The 22104-nt window shown below is 63.3% G+C and carries 14 protein-coding genes; 9 read left to right on the forward strand and 5 right to left on the reverse strand.

All coding sequences use genetic code 11. The features are described from left to right. The 3 genes from AAFH49_RS19615 to AAFH49_RS19625 all read left to right on the forward strand — a co-directional run. Positions 1-5444, forward strand: a 5444-nt coding sequence (locus tag AAFH49_RS19615) for an Ig-like domain-containing protein (RefSeq protein ID WP_342300855.1), incomplete at its 5' end; no start/stop codon positions are given. A 102-nt stretch (positions 5445-5546) separates the two neighbouring features. After that, positions 5547-6104, forward strand: a complete 558-nt coding sequence (locus AAFH49_RS19620) for a PPC domain-containing DNA-binding protein (protein WP_342300857.1) — start codon at positions 5547-5549, stop codon at positions 6102-6104. A 16-nt stretch (positions 6105-6120) separates the two neighbouring features. Then, positions 6121-6618, forward strand: a complete 498-nt coding sequence (locus AAFH49_RS19625; RefSeq protein WP_342300858.1) for a PaaI family thioesterase — start codon at positions 6121-6123, stop codon at positions 6616-6618. A gap of 220 nt (positions 6619-6838) precedes the next feature. Here the strand turns inward: AAFH49_RS19625 and AAFH49_RS19630 are convergent, their stop codons facing one another. Then, positions 6839-8365, reverse strand: coding sequence for a DNA integrity scanning protein DisA nucleotide-binding domain protein (locus AAFH49_RS19630; protein WP_342300860.1), 1527 nt, complete (start codon positions 8363-8365; stop codon positions 6839-6841). 210 nt (positions 8366-8575) lie between these two features. Continuing rightward, on the reverse strand, positions 8576-9391 hold the full coding sequence (locus AAFH49_RS19635; protein ID WP_342300862.1) for an energy transducer TonB: 816 nt from the start codon (positions 9389-9391) through the stop codon (positions 8576-8578). Between the two features lie 185 nt (positions 9392-9576). Between AAFH49_RS19635 and AAFH49_RS19640 the strand changes: the two genes are divergently transcribed. The 6 genes from AAFH49_RS19640 (at position 9577) to AAFH49_RS19665 (ending at position 14617) form a co-directional block, all read left to right on the forward strand. Next, positions 9577-9987: a RidA family protein gene (locus AAFH49_RS19640; protein ID WP_342300864.1), complete on the forward strand. Its 411-nt coding sequence runs from the start codon at positions 9577-9579 to the stop codon at positions 9985-9987. Between the two features lie 57 nt (positions 9988-10044). After that, positions 10045-11007 carry a bestrophin family protein gene (locus tag AAFH49_RS19645; RefSeq protein ID WP_342300865.1) on the forward strand — a complete coding sequence of 321 codons (963 nt, stop codon included), beginning with the start codon at positions 10045-10047 and terminating at the stop codon, positions 11005-11007. Between the two features lie 87 nt (positions 11008-11094). Beyond that, complete coding sequence (locus tag AAFH49_RS19650; RefSeq protein ID WP_342300866.1) at positions 11095-11277, forward strand: hypothetical protein; 183 nt, start codon at positions 11095-11097, stop codon at positions 11275-11277. Positions 11278-11383: 106 nt separating this feature from the next. After that, positions 11384-11785: a hypothetical protein gene (locus tag AAFH49_RS19655; protein ID WP_342300868.1), complete on the forward strand. Its 402-nt coding sequence runs from the start codon at positions 11384-11386 to the stop codon at positions 11783-11785. 146 nt (positions 11786-11931) lie between these two features. Beyond that, positions 11932-12219, forward strand: a complete 288-nt coding sequence (locus AAFH49_RS19660; RefSeq protein ID WP_342300870.1) for a hypothetical protein — start codon at positions 11932-11934, stop codon at positions 12217-12219. Positions 12220-12463: 244 nt separating this feature from the next. Further along, positions 12464-14617: an FUSC family membrane protein gene (locus tag AAFH49_RS19665; protein ID WP_342300872.1), complete on the forward strand. Its 2154-nt coding sequence runs from the start codon at positions 12464-12466 to the stop codon at positions 14615-14617. Between the two features lie 152 nt (positions 14618-14769). Here AAFH49_RS19665 and AAFH49_RS19670 read toward each other — a convergent pair whose 3' ends face one another. From AAFH49_RS19670 to AAFH49_RS19680, 3 genes are all read right to left on the reverse strand, one after another. Next, complete coding sequence (locus AAFH49_RS19670) at positions 14770-16680, reverse strand: sensor histidine kinase (protein ID WP_342300874.1); 1911 nt, start codon at positions 16678-16680, stop codon at positions 14770-14772. 120 nt (positions 16681-16800) lie between these two features. After that, positions 16801-20100 (reverse strand): PAS domain S-box protein, encoded by a 3300-nt coding sequence (locus AAFH49_RS19675; RefSeq protein WP_342300876.1) that lies wholly within the window; start codon positions 20098-20100, stop codon positions 16801-16803. A gap of 358 nt (positions 20101-20458) precedes the next feature. Further along, the coding region (locus AAFH49_RS19680; RefSeq protein ID WP_342300878.1) for a S9 family peptidase at positions 20459-22104 on the reverse strand (1646 nt) is incomplete at its 5' end.

Here is a 22104-nt window from a genome sequence, read left to right on the forward strand (position 1 = left end):
CAGTGACGCAGACCTTCACGACTACCGTGAGCACCAACGCCGGCAACCCCGGCGGCACTCCGCTGGCCAGCGGGGCCAGCGTGAACATTACCCTGCCCGGCACCCTCGACATGACCCTGCCCGGCACCTATTCCTTCGCCGTATCGGCCACGGCCAGCGGCGACCAGAATACCGGCAACGACAACCTGGCTGCCCAGACCCGCACCGTGCAGCCCCTGGCACCGGGCACGGCCAGCGTGACGCCCGCCACCAGCTGTGGCCCCACCACGGCCACGCTCACGGCTACCGGCGCCACCGGTGGTACCCTCACCTGGTACTCATCGGCCGACGGCTACACAGCCGCTATTGGCACGGGTTCGCCCTTCGTGACGCCCAGCCTCACGGCCACTACTTCCTTCCAGGCAAAGTCGGTGTGCGGCCCCAGCAGCTCAGCCTTCTCCAACACGGTAACCGTGACGGTAACCAACCCGACCATCACGGCCACCAACACGCCGGTGTCGCGCTGCGGCGCAGGCAGCGTGACCCTGACGGCCACGGCCAGCAGCGGCGCCACGGCGCAGTACTACACGGCCGCCACGGGCGGCACCGCTTTCGCTACGGGGCCATCGGCCACGGTGAGCGTGACGGGCACCACCACCTACTACGTGGGGGCTAAAGACAACGGTTCGGCGACCAACGTGGCCGGCCTGGCCAGCAACGTGGGCAACGGTACTTCGGCCGGTACTACGGTCGCTGATTATGCCCTGGGCTTCAACGTGACCACAGCTGGCACCCTGGTGTCAGTGGACGTGTACCCGACGGTGGCAGGCACGAGCAGCATTCAGCTGTATACCGTGGCCGGGGGCAACCCTGGCGCGGGTACGGCCGTGAGCGGCGCGGTGGTGAGCCGGGCCTTTACGGCAGCCGAAGTCGGCACGAAGGTGACGGTGCCGCTGGGCTTTGCCCTGGCCGCTGGCGGCTACAAGCTGAGCAACCCTGCCAATGCAGCCGGCTTCGTGCGCTACGCTGCGGGCAACTACACGGGCAGCTATCCCCTCACCAGCGGGCCTATCTCGGTGACGCATTCGTATAGTTCTGCCGGTACCAGCAGCACGTCAAACACTTCGTACAACAACTTCTTCAACCTGACTTTCGCCACTAGCTGCGAGCCCACTGCCCGCACGCCTATTCAGGTGAACGTGACCACGCCACCGGCCGTCACGCCGGCGGCCCCGGCCTCGACGGTGTGCGCCAACAGCAGCACCACCATCACCTTCGGCGGCTATCCCACTTACTCGGTAACGCCCACGGCTACGGCCACGGTGAGCGGTTCGGACATCACCTTCACGCCCGCCGCCACCACCACCTACACCGTGACGGGTACCGACGGCACCTGCTCCAACACCACCACCGTGACCCTGACCGTGACGCCGCTGGCGGCCGGCTCGGCATCGGCCAACCCCGGCAGCTACTGCAACTCGCCGGGCGGCAGCCCCACCCTCACCCTTACCGGCACCACCGGGGCTACTTCAGGCTTCGTGTGGCAGTCGGCCAGCAGCGCGGGCGGGCCATTCGCCGACCTTGCGGGCAGCGCCAACCAGGCCTCGTTTGTGGCTCCGGCCATCACGGCCACCACTTACTACCAAGCCGTGGCTACCTGCGGCAGCAACACGGCCACCTCCAACCTGGTGACCGTGGCCGTGAGCAACCCGGTGGTGACGACCACGAACTCGCCGGTGACGCGCTGCGGCCCCGGCACCGTGACGCTGACCGCGACGCCCAACGCGGGCAGCACCATCTACTGGTACGACACGAATACTTCGACGACGATACTGGCGACCAGCAACAGCTATTCGCCCAACGTGACGGCCAGCCGTCAGTACTTCGCGGCCGCCGGTACGCCCAACGCGGGCAGCGAGAGCGTAGGTCGGGCGGCCCCGACTGCAAGCGCTGGCACCACCACCAGCAACGGGCTGGTGTTCACCGCAGCCTCGGCCTTCATCCTGAAATCGGTGAATATTTACCCGAACGGGGCGGCTGGCTCGGTCACCATTCAGGTGCAAAACAGCGCCGGGACCCTGATTCCGGGCCTGACCGGCACCTATAGCTACCCGGCCGGCACAGGCGCCACGGCCTACACCGTGAACCTGAACTACAACGTGCCGGCGGGTACGGGCCTGCGTCTGGTTACCAGCGGCACCTTTACCTCGCTGGTGCGGGAGACATCCAGCGGGGGCTTCCCCTACACCTCGCCCAGCGGCAACGTGTCCATCACCGCTGGCACCACGGCCACTACCTACTTCTACTTCTACAACTGGCAGGTAACGGGACCTTGCCAGAGTGCCCGCATGGCGGTGGATGTGAACGTGACGACTCCGCCGACGCTGAGCTACACCGGTACTCCTTCGTATTGCGCGGGCGGCTCCACGGTGCTCACCTTTGTGCCCGGCACCTATACCAACCTGAGCATCCTTCCCGCCACCAATGCCACCGTGAGCGGCTCGACCATCACGTTCAGCGGGGCGGCAGTAGGTACCACGGCCTACACGGTGAGCGCCAACGACGGCAACAGCACCACCGGCTGCTCGGCCACGCTGCCGGTAAGCATTACGGTGAACCCCACGCCGAACGCGCCGACCCTGGCCCCCAGTACCCCTGCCGCGTACTGCGCCGGTGGCAGCACGGTGGTCGCGGCTTCGACGAATGCGGTCACGCTGACCGGGCAGACGATTCTGTCCACGGCGGACTTTGACAGCGGAGCCAATGGCTTCACGACCACCAATACGGGGTTGCCCATAACGGGCTTTAAGCGAGTGGCAGCGCCTTTCACCGGCACTCGTGCCGGCAATCCTACCAGCTATAACGGGCCGTCGAACAGCGGCACCGGGTCTTTCTTCATTGCTGATAGCGACGACGGGGGCATCGGTTCAAACACCAACACCACGCTGGTGTCGCCGGCCTTCAGCACCCTAGCCTATACCGCCGCCACCCTTTCGGTGCAGCAGTACTACAACAGCTTCTCGAACGATACTTTTGCAGGCATTGAATACAGCACCGATGGTACTACCTGGACGGCTTTTGCTACTTACACGGGCTCCGATGTGGGCACCAGCAGTGGCGCTTCGCCAGCCACTACCGTGGCCCTGCCAGCAGCGGCCCTCAACCAGGCCAGCGTACAAATCCGCTTCCGCTATGCAGGCGTTTACGGCCTATACTGGGCCATTGACAACGTAGGCGTAAGTGGTACCCGCACTGACCAGCCCACCTACACCGTAGTCGGCAACCCGGCCACGGCCTCGGTAGCGGGTTCAAACATCACCTTCAACCCCACCACGACCACGACCTACAACGTAACCGCCAGCTACCCCAGCAGCGGTTGCACCAGCCCGGCTACGCCCATCACCATCACGGTGAACCCGCTGCCCACCTTCAGCACCACGCAAACCAACGTGGCCTGCTTCGGCGGCACGGGCAGCATCACCGTGACGGCGGCGGGCGGCACGGCTCCGTATTCGTACTCCATCGACAACGGAACGAGCTATACCGCCAGTGCCACCAACCCCTACACGTTCACGGGCCTGGCTGCGGGCACCTACCAGGTGCTGGTGAAGGGCCAGTTCTGCACGGCTTCGGCGGCGCAGTCGGTTACCATCACGGCTCCGGCTTCGGCCACGGCTGTGACGGCCACTAAAACCGATGAAACCGCCGCCGGTGCCAACGATGGCACGGTTACGGCCACCGGCAACGGCGGCACGAGCCCCTACCAGTACAGCCTCGACGGGACCACCTTCCTGCCTGCTGTAGCCACGGCCGGCGCTTACACCTTCACGGGTGTGCTGGCTGGCAGCTACACTGTGACGGTGCGCGATGCCAACGCCTGCACGGCTAATACCACCGTTTCGGTGGGCACCGCCGCCGCCTGCACCACTACCACCTACACGGGGGCTGCTTCCGGCGACGGCAGCAACTGGTTCAACCCGGCCAACTGGACGGCCTGCGTGCCCTCCCGCACCGTGGATGCCCTCATCCCAGCCGGCCTCGCCAACTACCCGAACCTGAGCACGACGGCCGCCGCCGAAGTGCGTAGCCTGACGCTGGACAACGGCACCCGCCTGGCCCAGAGCGCCGGCCTGCTGAGCGTGTACGGCAACCTGACCAACAACACGCCCGCTGCCAACGCCACCCTGACCGGGGGCGCCGTGGCCTTCGTGGGCAGTGTGGCCCAGAACCTGGACGGGTCCCAGCCGCTGAGCTTCTTCCAGCTAACGGTGAACAAGGCCGATACCCTGCACGTGAATACCAACCAAACGGTAGCCAATGCCCTGGTGCTGACCAGCGGCATTCTGAAAACCTACGTGCTGGCCAACAGCCATAAAATCAGCCTGACCGGCAGTGCCACCATCACCGAAACCAGCACCAGCTTCGTGCTGGGCGATGTGGAGGTACCCGCCGCCGACCTCAGCACCGACAACAGCACGAGCAGCTTTGCCGGCCTGGGCCTCACGCTGACCACGCACGCCCTGAAAGCCGACAACGTGACCCCGGCCACGCTGCCGGGCCTGACCACAGTGATGCGCAGCACCGGTACGCCCCTCTACGGGGTGACGCCGGCCGGCGGCCCCCGCAGCCGCAGCATCCGCCGCCGCTTTACCATCACGCCCGTCAACGATACCAACCTGAACGTGGACATGGTATTTGGCTACAACAATTCGGTGTTTGAGCTGAACAGCATCAGCGAAAGCAACCTGCGCCTCTTCAGTGCTCCCACCGTGGCCGGGCCGTTTGCTTACGCGGGCGGCACTCCAAACACCTCGGCCCACACCGTGAGCAAGGCTGGCCTCGACCACCTGTCCGTCTGGACGCTGGGCGACGCCCAAGCCCCGCTGCCCGTGGAGCTGAGCAGCTTCACCGCCGAGCGCCAGGGCACCAACGCGGCCCTGGCCTGGACCACCGCCAGCGAGAAAAACAACCGGGGCTTTGAAGTGCAGGTGAGCACCGACGGCCGCAGCTTCCGCGAGATGGGCTTTGTGGCCGGCGCTGGCAGCAGCACGGCCCCGCGCGCCTACGCCTTCCTCGACCAGGAAGCCAGCAAAGCCGGCCTGCGCTACTACCGCCTGCGCCAGCTTGACCTGGATGGCACGGCCACGTTCTCGCCCGTCCGCACCGTAACGTTCGGCACGAGCGAGGCCACGGCCCTGCGCCTGACGGCCGCGCCCAACCCGTTCCGGCAGTCCCTCACCCTGACCGTGGACGTGCCCCTGGGCACTGCCGCCGCCCCGGCCCAGCTCACTCTGACCGACGCCGCCGGCCGCACCCTGCTGAAGCAGGGCACGGCCACGCTGCAAGCCGGTACCAACAAGGTGGAGCTGCCCGAGGAGCTGGCTAGCCTGGCCAGTGGCGTGTATTTCGTGCACCTGGCCCTGCCCGGCCAGCCCGCTCAGCACCTGAAGGTAGTGAAGGAATAACCGCCACCTGCTCTTGATTGCCCAACGCCCCCTGGCTTTTGTCAGGGGGCGTTGTTGTTTTGGAATGAGGTGGGAGCGGGGCTGCGCTGACTACCTTCGACCATGAAACTGCTACTTCTTGCGGGGCTGGAGCTGGCGGCGGGGCCGCTGCTGGCGCAGCCCACTACTCCGCTTCCGTCCATGTTCGCCGTGCCCGCCGCCCAACATTCCGCCCTCAAAACATACGCCCTGCGCTTGCACCCCGGCGATGACCTGCGCCAGCAGCTCACGGCCTTCGCGCAGCAAAACCACATCCTGGCCGGCACCATGATTACCTGCGTGGGCAGCCTCACGGTGGCTACGCTACGGCTGGCCAATCAGGAAGCACCGAGCGTGTATAAAGGCCATTTCGAGATTGTGTCGCTGGTCGGCACACTTTCCACCAATGGCTCGCACCTGCACCTGGCCGTTTCAGACAGCACCGGGCGCACCATCGGCGGGCATTTGCTGGATGGCTGCAAGGTGTACACCACCGCCGAAATCGTGCTGGGCGAGCTGCCGCAGCTAGAGTTTCGGCGCGAAAAAGACGACACGTTTGGCTACCAGGAACTGGTGGTGCGGCCAGCCCCCGGCCCGGTTTCAAGTCCGGCCGATGAAAAGGGCAAAGCGCGCAAACACTAAAACGTACCTTCGCCCCATGACCACTGCCACCGATCCCCTGCAAGCCGCCGCCTTCCGCCGCCAGGTTTTGAATCCGCTGAAGCTGCGGCTGTTTATGCTGCGCAAGCTGCCCATGGCGTGGCTGGCGGGCCTGCGCCTCACGCAGCTCACGCCGGAATCGGCCACGGTCACCATCCGCTACAAATACCTTACCCAGAACCCGTTTCGCAGCCTCTATTTCGCCTGTCTGGCCATGGCGGCGGAGTTTGCCAGCGGCGTGCAGGCCATGATGCAGGTGCAGGCTGGCGGGCCTGTTTCGATGCTGGTAGTCGGCATTCAAGGCGATTTTACGAAAAAAGCCGTGGGCCTTATCGCCTTCACCTGCCCCGATGGCCCGCTTATCGCCCAGGCCATTGCCGAAAGCCGCGCCACCGGCGAAGGCCGCACCGTGGTATGCACCAGCACCGGCGTGGATGAGGCCGGCGACGTGGTGGCGGTATTTAGGCTGACCTGGTCGTTTCGGGCGAAGAAGTAGTCCCTTCGTTTGTCATTGCGAGTGGAGCGCAGCGGAACGCGGCAATCCGTCCTGTCAAAGACAGACACCTTCTTATACCAGAAAGCCCCGACACTTCGCAGTATCGGGGCTTTCTGTTGGTAAAAAAAACTTTAGCTTCGCTGACCTTCGGTTGTCACATCTCATGGCTGGTCGCGGATGAGAGGACGGATTGCCGTGCTTCGCTCGCAATGACAGGTGCTTACTCCTGCACCGACGAAATCACGTCCACCATCCCGTCTTCGCTCACCACCACGGCGATGCAGGGATAATCCGAGCTCTCCACGTAGCGCAGGGCCGAATTGTAGCGCGCCCCCCGCGTGCCGTCGCCCCGGCCGGAGGCACGGCCGTCGAGAATGACGCCGATGGAGTAGCAGTAGCCTTCGGGGTCGAGCAGCACGGCCCCATCGATGCTGGTGACGAGGCGGGTGATGAGCGGCGTGAGCGGCACGGGCTCGATGAGCGTGCATTGGAGCTTGAGGCGGTCGGCTTCGGCCAGGGCCTCGGTGGTGATGACCAGAAGCGTGCCGTGCTTTTGGCGGCTGGCTTCGAGGACTACGTCCCAGAGGCGCTCCACTTTGGGCGCATCGGTGAGGGCGAAGGTGCGCTTAAGCGACTTGCGGAAGGCTGTGCGGCTGAGGCGGGTGCGCGGCAGGCCGGGCAGGCCGTAGTGCGAGCGCATGAGGACGTGCCCCGCGTGCTGAAGCTCCCAGGCGTAGTGCGTTACGAAGCTGATGACGAACAAATCCTCGCGCACGGCATCGTAATGGCCTATTTGCTTGCCCAGGGCGTACACGTTTTCGCCGTCGGCGAGCAGGTGCACGTCGGGCGTGGTCATCTCCAGGAGCTTGCGCACGGCGCGGTAGTCGGTGAGCTCGGTGGGGCAGGTGAGGGCGAAGATTTCCTCGATGTTGGGGTGGCCGCGGCGGGCCAGCAGCAGCTTGCCCACACCCTCTGCCCCCTCGTAGCGCAGGCTGCTGATTGTGTTGCAGGTAGCAAACAGCTTGATAACGGAAGGGTCGAGGCCCAGGGCTTGGGCGGGCGTGTCGAGAAAAGTCTTGCCGGCGGCGCGTAGCAGCTCCTCGCTCTCGCGGGGCCGCACGAAGATGCTGGCCCCCGGCTCGGCCTCGCTCAGGGCCTTCACGCCTTCCTCGGTGAAGCGGTGCACGGCCGCCAGCAGCAGCGACGCGGCAAGCGGCTTACCGTCGGTGTAGTAGCGGGCCGGTTGCAGCGACGGATACGTCCGCAGCGGCTTGCGCAGCAGGCGCAGCACCGTCACCACGAAGTAGCCGTTGATTTCCACCGGCCAGCCGGAAAAATGCACGTAGTTGCCCTGCTCGTCAATTTCGTTGAGGGTTTCCTGCACCGCGTCCCGGATGCCGATGCCCTGGTGCTTGCGCCGGATGGTGGCGGCCGTCACGTCGTCGCGGTCGGGGAAGGGCCAGGGAGTGGTGAGTTGCTTCACGCGGCCCCGCGCCACGGCATCGGAAAATGCGGCGGCGGGCAGGCCGGTATCCACGGGCTCGAGGCAGCGGGCGGGGTGCGCGTCGTCGGCGGGCAGGGCCAGCAGCAGTACAAAGGGCTTCAGGTCGTCATCGAGGGCATCGAATAAGTCCTGGGCCAAGGCCTGGGCACCCTCGCGGTAGCGCACCTGGTGGGGCCAGATTTGGGCGGGCGGGGTAATAACGGCGGGCAACTTAGATGCAGTGAAGGAGCAGGAGGAGAGCATGGGTGGGGCAGGAGAGAGGCGAGGGGTGGCAAGCGAAAAAACTCCCCTCCTTACCAAGGAGGGGATGTTTCAGCGAAGCTGAAACGGGGGTGGTTGTGGGCGTTGAACAGTTTTCGCAGTAGTGTCAGCAGTTGTCAACCAACGCCCACAACCACCCCAGCCAACGCTTCGCGGCCACGTCCCCTCCTTGGTAAGGAGGGGAGTTGCAGCCTACAGCTGGAATAGAACCGGCAACACCATCTTTTGCTTCATCGGCTTGCCCTGAAACATGGCCGGCTCCCACTTCGGGGCTGCCTTTATCAGGCGCAGGGCCTCCTCATCCAGGCCGGAGCCCATCTTCTTGATGACGCGGGCATCGGTCAGGCTGCCATCCTTTTGCACCATGAATTCGACCATCACCTTACCCTGGATTTTGCGCTTGCGGGCCAGGTCGGGGTACTTCTGATTTTTTTCAATCCACTCGAAAAAAGCCTGGTTGCCGCCCACGGGCTGGGTGGGGCGGTCGGGGGCCACCACGGCGGGGCGGTCGGGGTTGGCTGAGGCGGCGATGTCGGCGGCGGAGGTGGTGATGGGCCGCTCCTTGGCCGGCCCGCCGATGGTGACGGTGCTGCCCGGCGACATCACGAACGACACGGGCACCACCACGCGCTGGCGCACCACGGCGTTGCGGTGTTTGGCGGGCGTCCATTTCGGGCCGCTTTTGATGAGGCGGACGGCTTCGGCATCGAGCTCGGGCGAAACGGGCGTTTCCACCTTCACCTCGTTCACGGTGCCGGTTTTTTCTACCACGAAGCTCACTTTTACCGTCCCCTGAATGCCTTTTTGCATGGCCGTGGCGGGGTATTTCTGGTGCGCGGCCAGGAACTGGGCGTAGCGCTCGGTGCCGCCCAGGGGCACGGCGGGCTGCTGCACCGAGTCGTACACGGCATTGGCCGAGGGCTTGGGCGGCATTTTGCGCTTCTGGGCGTGGGCCGACAGGCTGAAGAAACTAAGGCCGCCAAGCAGCAGAAACATCGGAATTTTCATGCGTAGAATAGGGGGGAAGGGGATGGGGGATTAAAAAGACGGTTGCAGCGCAAAGGCCGTGCCCGCCGAAATAGTGCCGGCGTGCTTTGCAAAGAACGGCAGCCCGCGCCCCGTCTGGTTTCGCCTTCCCTTCTCTATGACGTTCTTTGAAGCGAAATACCGCATCCCTCAACGCATAATTTAGCATGACCACCGAAAGCCGCGCCCCCGAACCTGTAGGCGCTTACCCCTACACCCGCCGCGTGGGCAACCTGTTGTTCCTTTCCGGCGTGGGGCCGCGCCAGCGCGGCCAGAAGGCTATTCCCGGCGTGGAATTGGACGGCGACGGGAATATCCTCAGCTATGACTTTGAAAGCCAGTGCCGCGCTGTGTTCCAAAACGTGCGCTACATTCTGGAAGAAGCCGGGGCCGAGTGGGACAATTTGGTGGATGTGACCGTGTTCCTGACCAACATGAAGGACGACTTCCCCACCTACAACCGCCTCTACGCCGAGTACTTCGCCACGGCCCAGCCCTGCCGCACCACCCTCGAAATAAACTGCTTGCCCACGCCCATCGCCATCGAGCTGAAGTGCATTGCCGCGCTGCCGAATTAATGGGGAATTAATGCCCGCAGCGCAACACGCCGGGAAAATTAGCGGTTATTACCCCCAATGTACGTTCGCAAAAACCTCCGCTGGGAAGTAGTGTGGCAGCTCACGCGCCGCAGCCTGCTCATTTTTACCATTTACAACACGTTGATATGCCTGCTCTACGGGCCGCTCAACGTGCACGTACTGGATATTCCGTGGCAGCCCGTGGCGCTGCTTGGTACGGCGGTGGCCTTCTACATCGGCTTCAAAAGCAACGGCTCCTACGACCGGTTCTGGGAGGGGCGGCAGCTGTGGGGCACCATCGTGAACACGAGCCGCGTGTGGGCCATCCGCACCTTCGATTTTGTGCAGGCCGTGCCCGATGGCGTGGGCCCCGACCCGCGCTACATCACCGAGCTGCACCGCCGCCTCCTCTACCGCCAGATTGCCTGGGTGAATGCCCTGCGCCTACACCTGCGCCGCCAGACCGCCGCCCTCTGGGACACCGAAGTAGCCCCCTTCCTGCCCCCGGCCGAAGCCGAGCAGGCCAAAAACCTCAGCAACCCGCCCACCCACCTGCTGCGCCGCCAGAGCGTGGAGCTGCGCGAATTATACAAGCGCGGCCTCCTCACCGAGTTCCGCCAGGTGGCCCTGATGCAGACCATTCAGGACCTGCTCAACGCGCAGGGGGGCTGCGAGCGCATCAAGAACACGCCGTTTCCGCGCCAGTTTGCCTATTTCAGCTTCGTATTCGTGTGGGTGTTCGCGGCCATTCTGCCGCTGGGGTTGGTGGAGGAGTTCGACAGCCGCCTGGCCTTGGGCCAGTACCACGTGTGGCTGATGGTGCCGTTTTCGGTGCTGGTGTCGTGGGTATTCAACGTGATTGAAGTGGTGGGCCACACCAGCGAAAACCCCTTCGAAAACGACATCTACGACGTGCCGATGAGCTCCATCTGCCGCAGCATCGAAATCGACCTGCGCGAGCTCCTCGAAGAAACCACGCTGCCGCCCAAGATTGAGGCGGTGAACGACGTGCTGTACTAATATGTGGGTGCGGTGATTGGTATCAGGGCATCAATGATTGGGTTCAATTGAGCAATGATTGAGTTTTTACGTGCAATGATTTAATTCGTGACAGCGCAGATTGCTCTCATCAGCGCGCAGATTGATATTATTAGCGCGCAGATTGACATGGTTAGCGCGCTGATTGGTGTTGGTGTAGAAACGATTGATATTACAGGCGGAATGATTGATATCAGCCGATTGACTACCTTGTGCCGCGCTGGGACTGAAGCGGCCGGGGAAACGAAGTAGAGACGCATGCTTGCGTCGCGTCGTTGAACGGCTTGCGGGCGCGCTGCTTCAGCAATTTCGTTCAACGACGCGACGCAAGCATGCGTCTCTACAGCCCATTCAACCCATGAGCCCTGATATTTCCCCTGAAGCCGTTGCGCTGGCTGCCTTTGAGCAGCGCGTCCTCACCCGCGATGAGCCCCGGGTGCCCGCCCCGCCGCCGCTGGACGCAGCCAGCGTGCAGGAGCGCCTGCGCCGGGCCCTGCGCCAGCGCCTTGGCCAGCGCGACCCGCGCCGCCAGCGCACGCTGGCCATCATCTGCCACCGGTTTCTGGCCGTGCCGGAGCAGCACAGCACCGATGCGTGGCTGGTGGAAACGCTGGGGCTGGCCCCGGTCAGCCTCACCCGTAGCTGGCGCGAATTGCGCGAATCGGGCCTGGTGGAGCTGGTGCCGGCCGGCCGCCGCCGGGCCTACCGCCTCAGCCGCGAAGGCGAGGACTGGCTGCTGGCCGTGGTGAAGGGGCAGTAGGGGCGGGGCCTGCCCCCGCCCGCCGTTCGCACCGTTTCAACGCCCCCTTTCAAATGGCGGGCGGGGGCAAGCCCCGCCCCTACGTCCGCCGACTAACCATTACAAACCGGCCGCCCCTACGCGGTAGGAACCGTAATTTTGGCCCAATGAAACTTCCCCTGACTTTTGCTCCGGCCCGCCGGGCTGTGCTGCTGGCCGGCCTGGCCCTCGCGCTGCCCGCCTGCCAGGCCGACCAGCAACGCCTGGCCCGCCTCGAAGCCGTGCAGCAGCAGCAGGCCCAGGAGTTGGCCCGCCTGCGCCGCCAGTTGGCCGAAAAGGAAGAAGAAGTAGCCGAGCTCGAAACCTGCGTGGGTGACCTGGAAAGCGCCGTGTATGACGACGGAGACTCCACGGCCTACGACGATGATGAGCGCCCCGCGCTGAAGCAGCTATAGCACGACAGGATGGCGCGGGGCTGTGCCCCGTGCCGAATAATAGCGGGCCTCTGGCCCGCGGCGTCAGACGATACCCAGGCAACCTGTTCAACGATTGCAGGCCAGAGGCATGCTAATAGTAGGCACGGGCCGCAGGCCCGCGCCATCTGGGCCATCTGGAGGGGGCGCGAACTAAAAGTTCGCGCTACGGCCCTACCATTTGGCCCATCTTCGCGTTAATTGCCGCATCACCCGCCCCCGCCGCATGAACCACCAGACGCGCCGCCTCCGCTACTTCTTTTCCGGCCAGAATTTTTCCGATGGGGTGCGCATCACGGTATCCATCCTATTGCCGGCCGTGCTGCTGGGCCAGTGGGGGCACTTTGCCGAAGGGCTGAGCATCTCGACCGGAGCCGTGTGCGTGAGCGTGACCGATACGCCTGGCCCCGCTGCCCACCGCCGCAACGGCATGCTGGCCGCCCTGGTGCTGGTGGGCACCACCGCCCTGCTCACGAGCGTGGCCGCCCTCAACGTCTGGACGCTGGCCCTCGAAATCGGGGTACTCAGCTTCGGGCTGACCATGCTGCTGGTGTGGGGGGCGCGGGCCGGAGCCGTGGGCACCGCCGCCCTGCTCAACGTGGTACTGCTGCTGGCCCACCCGCCCGCGCTGGCCGATGCCCCGTTTCATGCGGGGCTGCTGCTGCTGGGCGGCATCTGGTACGCGGGGCTGGCCATGGTGGCCTACCAGGTGCGGCCCTACCGCCCGGCCCAGCAGGCGCTGGGCGAGTGCATTCACGCCCTGGCGCGCTTTCTGGACCTCAAAGCCAAGTTCTACAACACCGCCACCGCCCTCGATGAGGACTACCGCCAGCTCGTAGCCCAGCAAATCGTGGTGAATGAAAAGCAGGAAGCCGTGCGCGACCTGCTCTTCCGCACCCGCCAGATTGTGAACGAAACCACCACTACCGGCCGCCGCCTGGTCCTCACCTTCGTCGAAACGGTGGACCTCTACGAGCGCATCACGGTGGGCTACTACGACTACTCGGCCGTGCGCGAAAGCTTCGGGACAACGGGGATTCTGGATGACGTGGCCCGGCTCATCCGCCACGTCGCTACCGAGCTCGACCACCTCGGCGTGGCCATCCAGACCAACCACGCGCACCCCGGCACCGGCCCCGTGCTCACCGCCGAGTGGGACCGCCTGCAAGCCCGCATCAGTGCTCTGGAAGCGTCTTCGGCAGGCAACGGGAATACGCTGGTATTGAAAAAAATCTTGGTGAACCTGCGCGACATCATCCGGCGCGTGGGCAACATCCGCCGCTACTTTGATGAAGCCCTCTCGGCCGCCGCGCCCGCCGCCAGCCGCGCCGCCGAGCACACCCAATTTGTGGCCCGCCAGGAAATCGAGCTGCGCGCCCTGGGCCAGAATTTCACCATGAAATCGGCCGTGTTCCGCCACGCCGTGCGGATGATGGTGGCCTGCCTGGTGGCCTACGCCGTGGCCGAAACCCTGTGGCACGGCCAGCACAACTACTGGATTCTGATGACGGTGACCATCATGCTCAAGCCCGGCTTCAGCCTCACGCGGCAGCGGAACACCGAGCGCATCATCGGCACGCTGGCGGGCGGGGCGCTGGGTGGCCTTATCCTGTGGGCGGTGCCGTGGCCCGAGGCCCGGTTTGCCATTCTGGTGGTGTTTATGGTGGTGGCGTATAGCTTCCAGCGCACCGTTTATCTGGTTACGGTGGTGTTTCTGACGGCCTATCTGCTCATCATGTTCCGGTTTCTGGGGCTGAGCTATTTGGGCGTGGCCCAGGAGCGCATCATCGATACCCTGATGGGTTGCGCCATTGCGTTTTCGGCCGGCTATTTCCTGTTTCCGAGCTGGGAATCGGAGCAATTGACCGATTACATGGCTGCCGCCCTGCGCGCCAACCTGGCCTACCTGCGCCAGCTGGCCGACCGCCTCGCCGGCCGCCCCCTCACGGCCAACGAGTACCGCCTGCTCCGCAAAAACGTGTACGTGAGCGGGGCCAACCTCGCGGCGGCATTCCAGCGCATGCTCACCGAGCCCAAAAGCAAGCAGCACCACCCCACCGAAACCCACGAATTCGTGGTGCTGAACCACATTCTTTCCTCCAACATCGCGGCCCTCACCGGCACCCTGCGCGAGGCCGCGCCCGCAGTGCCGCCCTTCCCGCCCGATAGCCGCCGCGCCCTCACCAGCGCCGTGGCCGCCCTCAGCAAAAGCCTGGCCCGCATCGCGCCCGCCAGTGCCCCGCCCGCCGTGGAGCTGGCCGCGCCCGAACCCAACATCTCCGTAGCTGCCGCCGACGACAAGCTGCTGCTGGAGCAGCTCACGTTTCTGCAGAAGGTGAGCGGGGATATCGGAAAGGTAACGGAGGTGCTGGCGGGGTAGGGGCGGGGCTTCGGAACGTCCTCAGTAGCCGGTCATGCAGAGCGCAGCGAAGCATCTTTACCGCGCAACGCAATCCAATCGAAATGATTACTGGTGGCGGTAAAGATGCTTCGCTGCGCTCTGCATGACGTTCATACCCTCATACCCTCCACTCAGCACGGCAGCCGCACCCGCACCCGTGTGCCCACCTTCGGCACCTCAATAACCACGCTGCCGCCCAGGTACGCCGCCCGGGTCCGCACGCCGCGCAGGCCAATGCCGGTGAGTGGCGTGTCCTCGCCCCGCCCGAAGCCGCGGCCGTCGTCTGACACGCACAGCTCCAGGGCGGTGGAGTGGCGGCGCAAGTACACCCGCACCTTGCGGGCCTGGGCGTGGCGCACGGCGTTGTTCACCAGCTCGGCCACAATACGGAAGGCGGCCGACTGCACGGCCGGCGGCAATTCATCGAGTCCGGGGCCGAAATCGGTGTGCACCTGCGGGCTACCGTGCAGGTTCAGCATGTCGCGCAGCGTGCTGATGGATGTGGTGAGGCGGTTGGTGACCGACTCGGCCGGCAGCAGCACATGGCTGAGCTGCCGCACCTGGTTGTAGAGCTCACCCAGAATTTCCTCGCTGAGCTGGCCCACGGCGGCGGCAGCGGGGGCCGATGCCAGGGCGGCGCGCACGGCCTCGCTTTGCCAGGCCATGTGCAGGGCGGCCAGGTTGGGGCCGAGGGCATCGTGCAGCTCGCGGGCCAGCTGCTCGCGCTCATCGTCCTGCGCCGCGATGAGGCGGGCGCTGTGGGCATTGCGCTGGCGCAGGTGCTGCACGCGCAGCCGGGCATTGTGGCGCAGCGTGTGCCGGAAGCGGCCGGTGAGCAGCGCGCTCAATATCAGCAGTTCAAGCAGCAGGCCCCAGGCCAGCGGGTTGGGGTAGATGGGGTTGAAGCTGGTAAATCCCAGATGATTGAGCCAGAAGATGCCGTAGCCGATAAAAAAGAACAGATACGTGAGGGCGTAGTAGGCCGCCAGCCGCTGCCAGCGCCGGTGCCGGAGCAGCGTTATCAGCACCACCCAGCCGTAGCCGAACACCAGCACCATCAGCAGCTCGCGCGCCCAGTTCAGCGCTTCTACGGTGGACAGGCTGTGGCGCACGGCCCACGGAAACAGGCCGGCATAGCCCGCCACAAACACCACGGCCGTGCCCGCCAGCCAGTTGCCGGCCCGGTATAGACGCGGCCAGGCAATGCGCAGCCGCAGGAACAATTGCATGATGCGAATGCCCGCTGCTGCTGCCAGCAGCATAAAATTGTATTGCCCCACCGACCACAGCAGCCGGTACGGCCCGGCCGGCAGCAACATGGCGTCCAGCCCGTCCTCCATCATCAAAAACAGCGTCACGGCCAGCACGTAGGCCACATACCACAGGTGAATGCGGTCGCGCAGAAACGCATACAGCACCAGGTTGAACAAGGCACTGCTCAGGTAAAAGCCCAGCAGCCACACCCAGTGCCGCTCAAACGGAAAGCCCATTTCCCAGGCCAGGAAATGCTCGGTGGTTTCGATGTAGGTGGGCAGGTAGATGCCGCCGGTGTGGGCGTCCACGCGCAGGTAGAGCACGGCGGCTTCGCCGGGCTCCAGCGCAAAGGGGAAGCTGAGCGAGCGGGCCGGAAAAGCCCGCTCAGCGGCCGGCACCCAGGAGCTGGCCTCGCCCAGGCGGGTAAACTTTGCCTCGCCCGCCCGCCGGCAATACAGCGCCGCGCTGTCGGTGAAATTGAAAATGCTCCACAGGAAGCGCAGGCGCTGGGGCTCGGTGTTGCGCACGGGCAGCCGCATCCACACGCGGCGGTGCAGCATGCCCAGGTTGAGCGGCTCGTGCCAGGGGCCGGGCCGGAACCGGCCGGCGCGCCACGCGGCTTCGGCGCGCTCGGGGTCGGGTGCTGAGCCGAAGGGCTCGGTGTAGTAGCGGTAGGCTTCCGAGATGTGCGCGCCCTTGGGGTCCTTCAGTAGCAGCGTGTCGCGCAGGACGTGCGGTGGCGCGGGCTGGGCGGCTCCCGGCCTCCACCAGCACAGCAGAAACGCCATGAATAGACAAAACCGCATAGGCCGATGCTAAAGACTGCTGAAGCGGCAAATAACAATTAATTCATTTATAAATTCATTTTTTATAAGAAAGAAAAACCGTGCTATTCCAACTGGTTCGGTCTAGGCCTGCACCCGGCCCCCGTGCAGCGTTTGCGAGAGCCGCTGGAGCTTCTCCTCCAGCTCCCGGGCCGCCAGCTCACACACAGCTTCGATTTTGGAGAACAGGACGTGCACCTGGGCCACGGTTTCGGCGCTGCCATCATCGCTGGGCTCGTTGGCAATCAGGATGGCGGCCAGCGCTTGCAGGTCCTTGGCATTATCCTCAAACTCCGGGTTGATGCCCATGGTAGCAAACGTGGGAATGATGGAATGCGTGGCCAATTTCAGGGCGCGCCATTTATTATCCTCAATGGCCTTTTTCATGGTTTGCACCAGCTGCGGAATTTCCTGGAGATAGAGGTAAATCATCTCGGCCATGCGCGAATCGCTCTTGGTGATGCGACGCAGGTAATCGAAATTGACGCAGGTAATCATGGGCTGCGGCTCGGGCTCCACGTGGCCCGGCTCGATGGCCGGCTTGTTGTAGCCTGAGCTTTTCAGGTACTTGATGATTTTGCTGTAGAGCAGCTTGTCGTCGATGGGTTTGGAGATGTAGTCGTTCATGCCCACGGCCTTACATTTCTCCACGTCCACGGTGGTCACGTCGGCCGTGAGGGCGATGATGGGCACCTTGGAATGCAGCTGCGTGCGGATGTATTCGGTGGCGTCAAATCCGTTCATCACGGGCATCTGTAAGTCCATCAGTACGATGTCGAAATGCGTGGTGCGCATCTTGTCGATGGCAATCTGCCCGTTGCCGGCCACTTCCATCTCGAAGCCGAAATCTTCCAGCAAGGTCTTCATCAGCAGCTGGTTGAGGGCAATGTCTTCCACCACCAGGATTTTCACGTTTTTGAAACCATCTTCCAGCTCCACGGTCAGGTTGGATTCCGCGTCGGCCTTTTCCAGCGTTTTATTAAAGCTCAGAATGAAGCTGAACGTGGAGCCCTTGCCCACCTTGCTCTTCACGTTGATGGTGCCCCCTTGCGGCTCCACCAGGTTTTTCACGATGGCCAGGCCCAGGCCCGTGCCGCCGAACAAGCGGCTGGTGCCGCTGGTGGCCTGTTGAAAATTGTCGAACACCGTGCCCAGCTTCGACTGCTCGATGCCGATGCCGGTATCGGTCACGGCGAACTCCAGGATGACCTTTTCGGCATCCTGTACCAGCATCCGCACGCCCACCGTGATGCTGCCTTCGCTGGTGAATTTCACCGCGTTGCTCACCAGGTTCAGGATAATCTGGTGCAGGCGCACGGGGTCGCCCACCAGCACTTCCGGGATTTTCTCGTCGTATTCCATCACCAGTTCCAGGTTTTTTTCCTGGATTTTGGTTTCGAACAAGTGCACCATGGCCGATACCGAGGCCGAGAGCTTGAACGGAATCTGCTCAAACGTCATGCGGCCCGCGTCCACCTTAGCCAGGTCCAAAATGTCGTTAATCAGCACAATCAGCGTGTCGCCGCTCAGCTTGATGGCCGTCAGGTATTCCTGCTGCTTGTCGGTAAGCTCCGTTTTCAGCACCACCTTCGTGAAGCCGATGATGGCATTCATCGGGGTGCGGATTTCGTGGCTCATGTTGCTGAGAAATTGCTGTTTGGCCTTCACGGCGTCTTCGGCAATCTGGGTAGCGCTTTCGGCCTTGGCCTGGGCTTCCTCGGCCAGCACGGTGGCGCGCTCGGCCGCGATTTTGGCCTCCGTCAGCTCCGTAGCGATGCGCTTCTGGTCGGTCACGTCGCGGGCCACAATCACCACGCCCAGCACGTGCCCTTCGTCGTTTTTATACACCGAGCCGTTGAACAGCACGTCGGTCAGCTTGCCATCCTTGTGCCGCAGCGTGAGCGGCGAGTCGGCCACCGTGCCCTTGGCAAATACCTCCTGGTACACCTCCCGCGCCATCTGCGGCTCGGTGAAGTAGGCGAAGAAATCGGACCCCAGCAGCTGCTCCCGCGCAATGCCGGTGATGTACATCGTGGCCGAGTTCATGTCCGTAATCTTGCCCTCCGGGCTGATGGTCACCAGCGGGTCGCGGCTGGCCTCAATCAGGCTGCGGGCGTAGTTGGCAATGCGCAGCTCGGCAGCCCGCTTCACCTTCTCATCGTTCTGAAACGCCAGCTCTTTATTGGCAATCACCAGCTCGGCCGCCCGCTTTTCCTTCTCGTCGTTCTGAAACGCCAGCTCGATGTTGGCAATGCTCAACTCCTGCGCCCGCTTTTCCTTCTCGTCGTTCTGGAACGCCAGCTCGGTATTGGCCACACTCAGTTCCTGCGCCCGCTTCTCCTTCTCGTCGTTCTGGAAGGCCAGCTCGGTATTCGCCACGCTCAGCTCCTGCGCGCGCTTCTCCTTCTCGTCGTTTTGGAAAGCCAGCTCCGTATTGGCGATGCCCAATTCCTGCGCCCGTTTTTCCTTTTCGTCGTTTTGGAAGGCTAACTCGATGTTAGCAATGCCCAACTCGGCGGCGCGCTTTTCCTTCTCATCATTCTGGAAAGCCAGTTCGGTATTGGCCACGCTCAATTCCTGGGCGCGTTTCTCCTTTTCATCGTTCTGGAACGCCAGTTCGGTGTTGGCAATGCTCAGCTCCTGGGCACGCTTTTCCTTTTCGTTGTTTTGAAACGCCAGCTCTTCGTTGGCTACGCTCAGCTCCTGGGCGCGTTTTTCTTTCTCATCATTCTGGAAAGCGAGCTCCTCATTGGCAATGCTTAACTCGGCCGCGCGCTTCTCCTTCTCGTCATTTTGGAAGGCCAGCTCGGTGTTGGCTACGCCCAGCTCCTGGGCCCGCTTTTCCTTCTCGTCGTTCTGAAACGCCAGCTCCTTGTTGGCAATCACCAGCTCGGCGGCGCGCTTTTCCTTCTCGTCATTCTGAAACGCCAATTCCTCGTTGGCAATGCTCAGCTCGTCGGCCCGCTTTTCCTTCTCGTTGTGCTGGAAGGCAATTTCTTTATTGGCAATGCCCAGCTCCGTGGCCCAGTTTTTTTCGGCCACCTCGCGGGCCACCAGCACACCGCCCAGCACCAGGCCGTGGTCGTCCTTGTTCACCGTCCCGTCGAGCAGCACCTCCGTCGGTGCGCCATTGGCGTGCAGCAGCGTGCAGGCCACGTTGGTAACCGTGCCGGTAGCCAGCACCTGCCGGTACATGTGCTCCACCACGGCCGGCTCGGCGAAATAGGCAAAGAAGCTGGAGCCCATCAGCGCGTCGCGGTTCACACCGGTACTGTTGACCGCCGCCTCGTTGGTGTCGATAATGTTGCCCTTCAGGTCAACGGTGACCAGTAAATCCTGGCTGGCTTCCATCAGCCGGCGGTAACGTTTTTCGCTTTCCTTCATGGGAGTGTTGGACTAGCCCGGAAGGCAAGTTTTTGCTTGATTTATAATGGCGTGGGCCAGTTTGACAGCAAAGCAAAAAAGCGTCCACATACTGAAAAACCCGGTATACCGCAGGTAGCTATAAGCTAAATACTAAATAATTGTTTTTCAGAAAAATAGCTGTATGCAAGGTACGGCTTTTTGCCCAAGTGCTGGCCGTTGTTACCGTTGCTCGAGCACCATAGCCCTGGTAGTTATCTAGTTCGGGAAACAGAGTTAAACGCAAGCAGGCAATCCAAGCGGGTTGAAACGATACCTTGCTACGCCAGAAAGCCCACTTGGATGACCAGGTGGGCTTTCTCATGCTTATTCTCAAAGGCTACTTCGCCGCCGTGCCATCGGGCTTGAGCGTGCGGCCCAGCCACTCAAAAAACACCCGCTGCCAGAGCACCGAGTTCTGCGGCTTCATCACCCAGTGCCCCTCGTTGGGCAGGTACAGAAACCGGCTCGGAATGCCGCGCAATTGCGCCGTGCCGAAGGCCTCCATCGCCTGCCCCTCGGGCACCCGGAAATCCTTGCCGCCCGTGATGACCAGAATGGGCGTGTCCCATTTGCCGGCGAACTGCTGGGGGTTGAATTCCTGGTAGGATTTATTTGGCGTGGCATCCCAGGGCGCACCGCCCATGTCGTGTTTGGCAAAGAACATTTCCTCGGTGCTGGGGTACCAGCTGGTGAGGTTGTAGAGGCCGTCGTGGGCAATGAAGGTCTTGAAACGGCCCTCATGGTGGCCGGCCAGGTAGTACACCGAGTAGCCGCCGTAGCTGGCCCCCACGCAGCCGCGCCGGTCCTTGTCAACGTAGCTTTCCTTGCTCACCGCATCAATCGCTGAGAGGTAATCCTTAATCGGCTGGCCGCCCCAGTCGCCCGAAATCGCATCGTTCCACTCCCGCCCGAAGCCGGGCAGCCCGCGCCGATTGGGCGCTACGATGATGTAGCCGTTGGCTGCCATCAGCTGGAAATTCCAGCGGTAGCTCTGGCTCTGGGTAATGGGCGACTGCGGCCCGCCCTGGCAGTAGAGCAGCGTGGGGTACTTCTTGGCGGGGTCGAAATCGGGCGGGCAAATCACGTACACCTGCATCTGCTTGCCGTCGGTGGTGGTCACGCGGCGGTCCTCCACCTTGCCCATTTTGATGCCCGCCAGCTCCTGCTGGTTGATGGTGGTGAGCGGCGTTTCCTTACCCGTTTTCAAGTCGAGCCGCACGATATCAGCGAAGGCCGAAAGGGTGGTGCGGTTGGCCACGGCCTGGTCCTTGCCCACCAGCTCAAACGCGTTGTAGTTCTGCGCACCAGTGGTAATCTGGCGGATTTTACCGCCCTTGCCCGGCACCGAGAACAGCTGCTCGGCACCCGTCACCACGGCCATGAAATAGATGGTTTTGCCATCGGCGCTCCAGCGCACGTTGGCCGCGCTCAGCTCCGAGCCCTTGGTGATGTCGACGCGCTTTTTGCTGGCGAAATCGTAGACCACAATGCCGTTACGGTCCGATTCGAAGCCGGGCGTGGCCATGCTCAGCCAGGCCACTTGCTTGCCGTCGGGGGCGAAGGCGGGCTCGGTGTCATAGCCGCCCAGACCCTCGCTCAGGTTCACGGTTTTCTGGTCGTGAATGTCGTAGAGGTAGATGTCGGAATTCGTGCTTTCGGCCTCGGCGCGCCCCGTCAGCTTGCGGCTGGTGTAGGCAATGCGGTAGCCATCGGGCGAGAAAGCCAGTTGCTCCGAGCCGCCATCAGGCATCAGCGGGGAGTCGAATTTTTCGCCTGCCATTACGTCCTTGCCGTATCCTTCTGGCTTGCCGTCAGCATTAATTGGCTGGAAGAAAACGTGGCTGGCGAGGTGGTCGTCCCACACGTTCCAGTGGCGGTAGTTCAGGTCGTCGATGATTTTGGCGTCGGCCTTGGGCAGGTCCGGGAACATATCGAGCGTGGTCGGGCTCGATTTTACGTCCTGCGTGTAGAGGATGAAATTGG

Origin of the sequence: Hymenobacter segetis (genome assembly GCF_038448715.1) — a bacterium.
Lineage (GTDB): Bacteria > Bacteroidota > Bacteroidia > Cytophagales > Hymenobacteraceae > Hymenobacter > Hymenobacter segetis.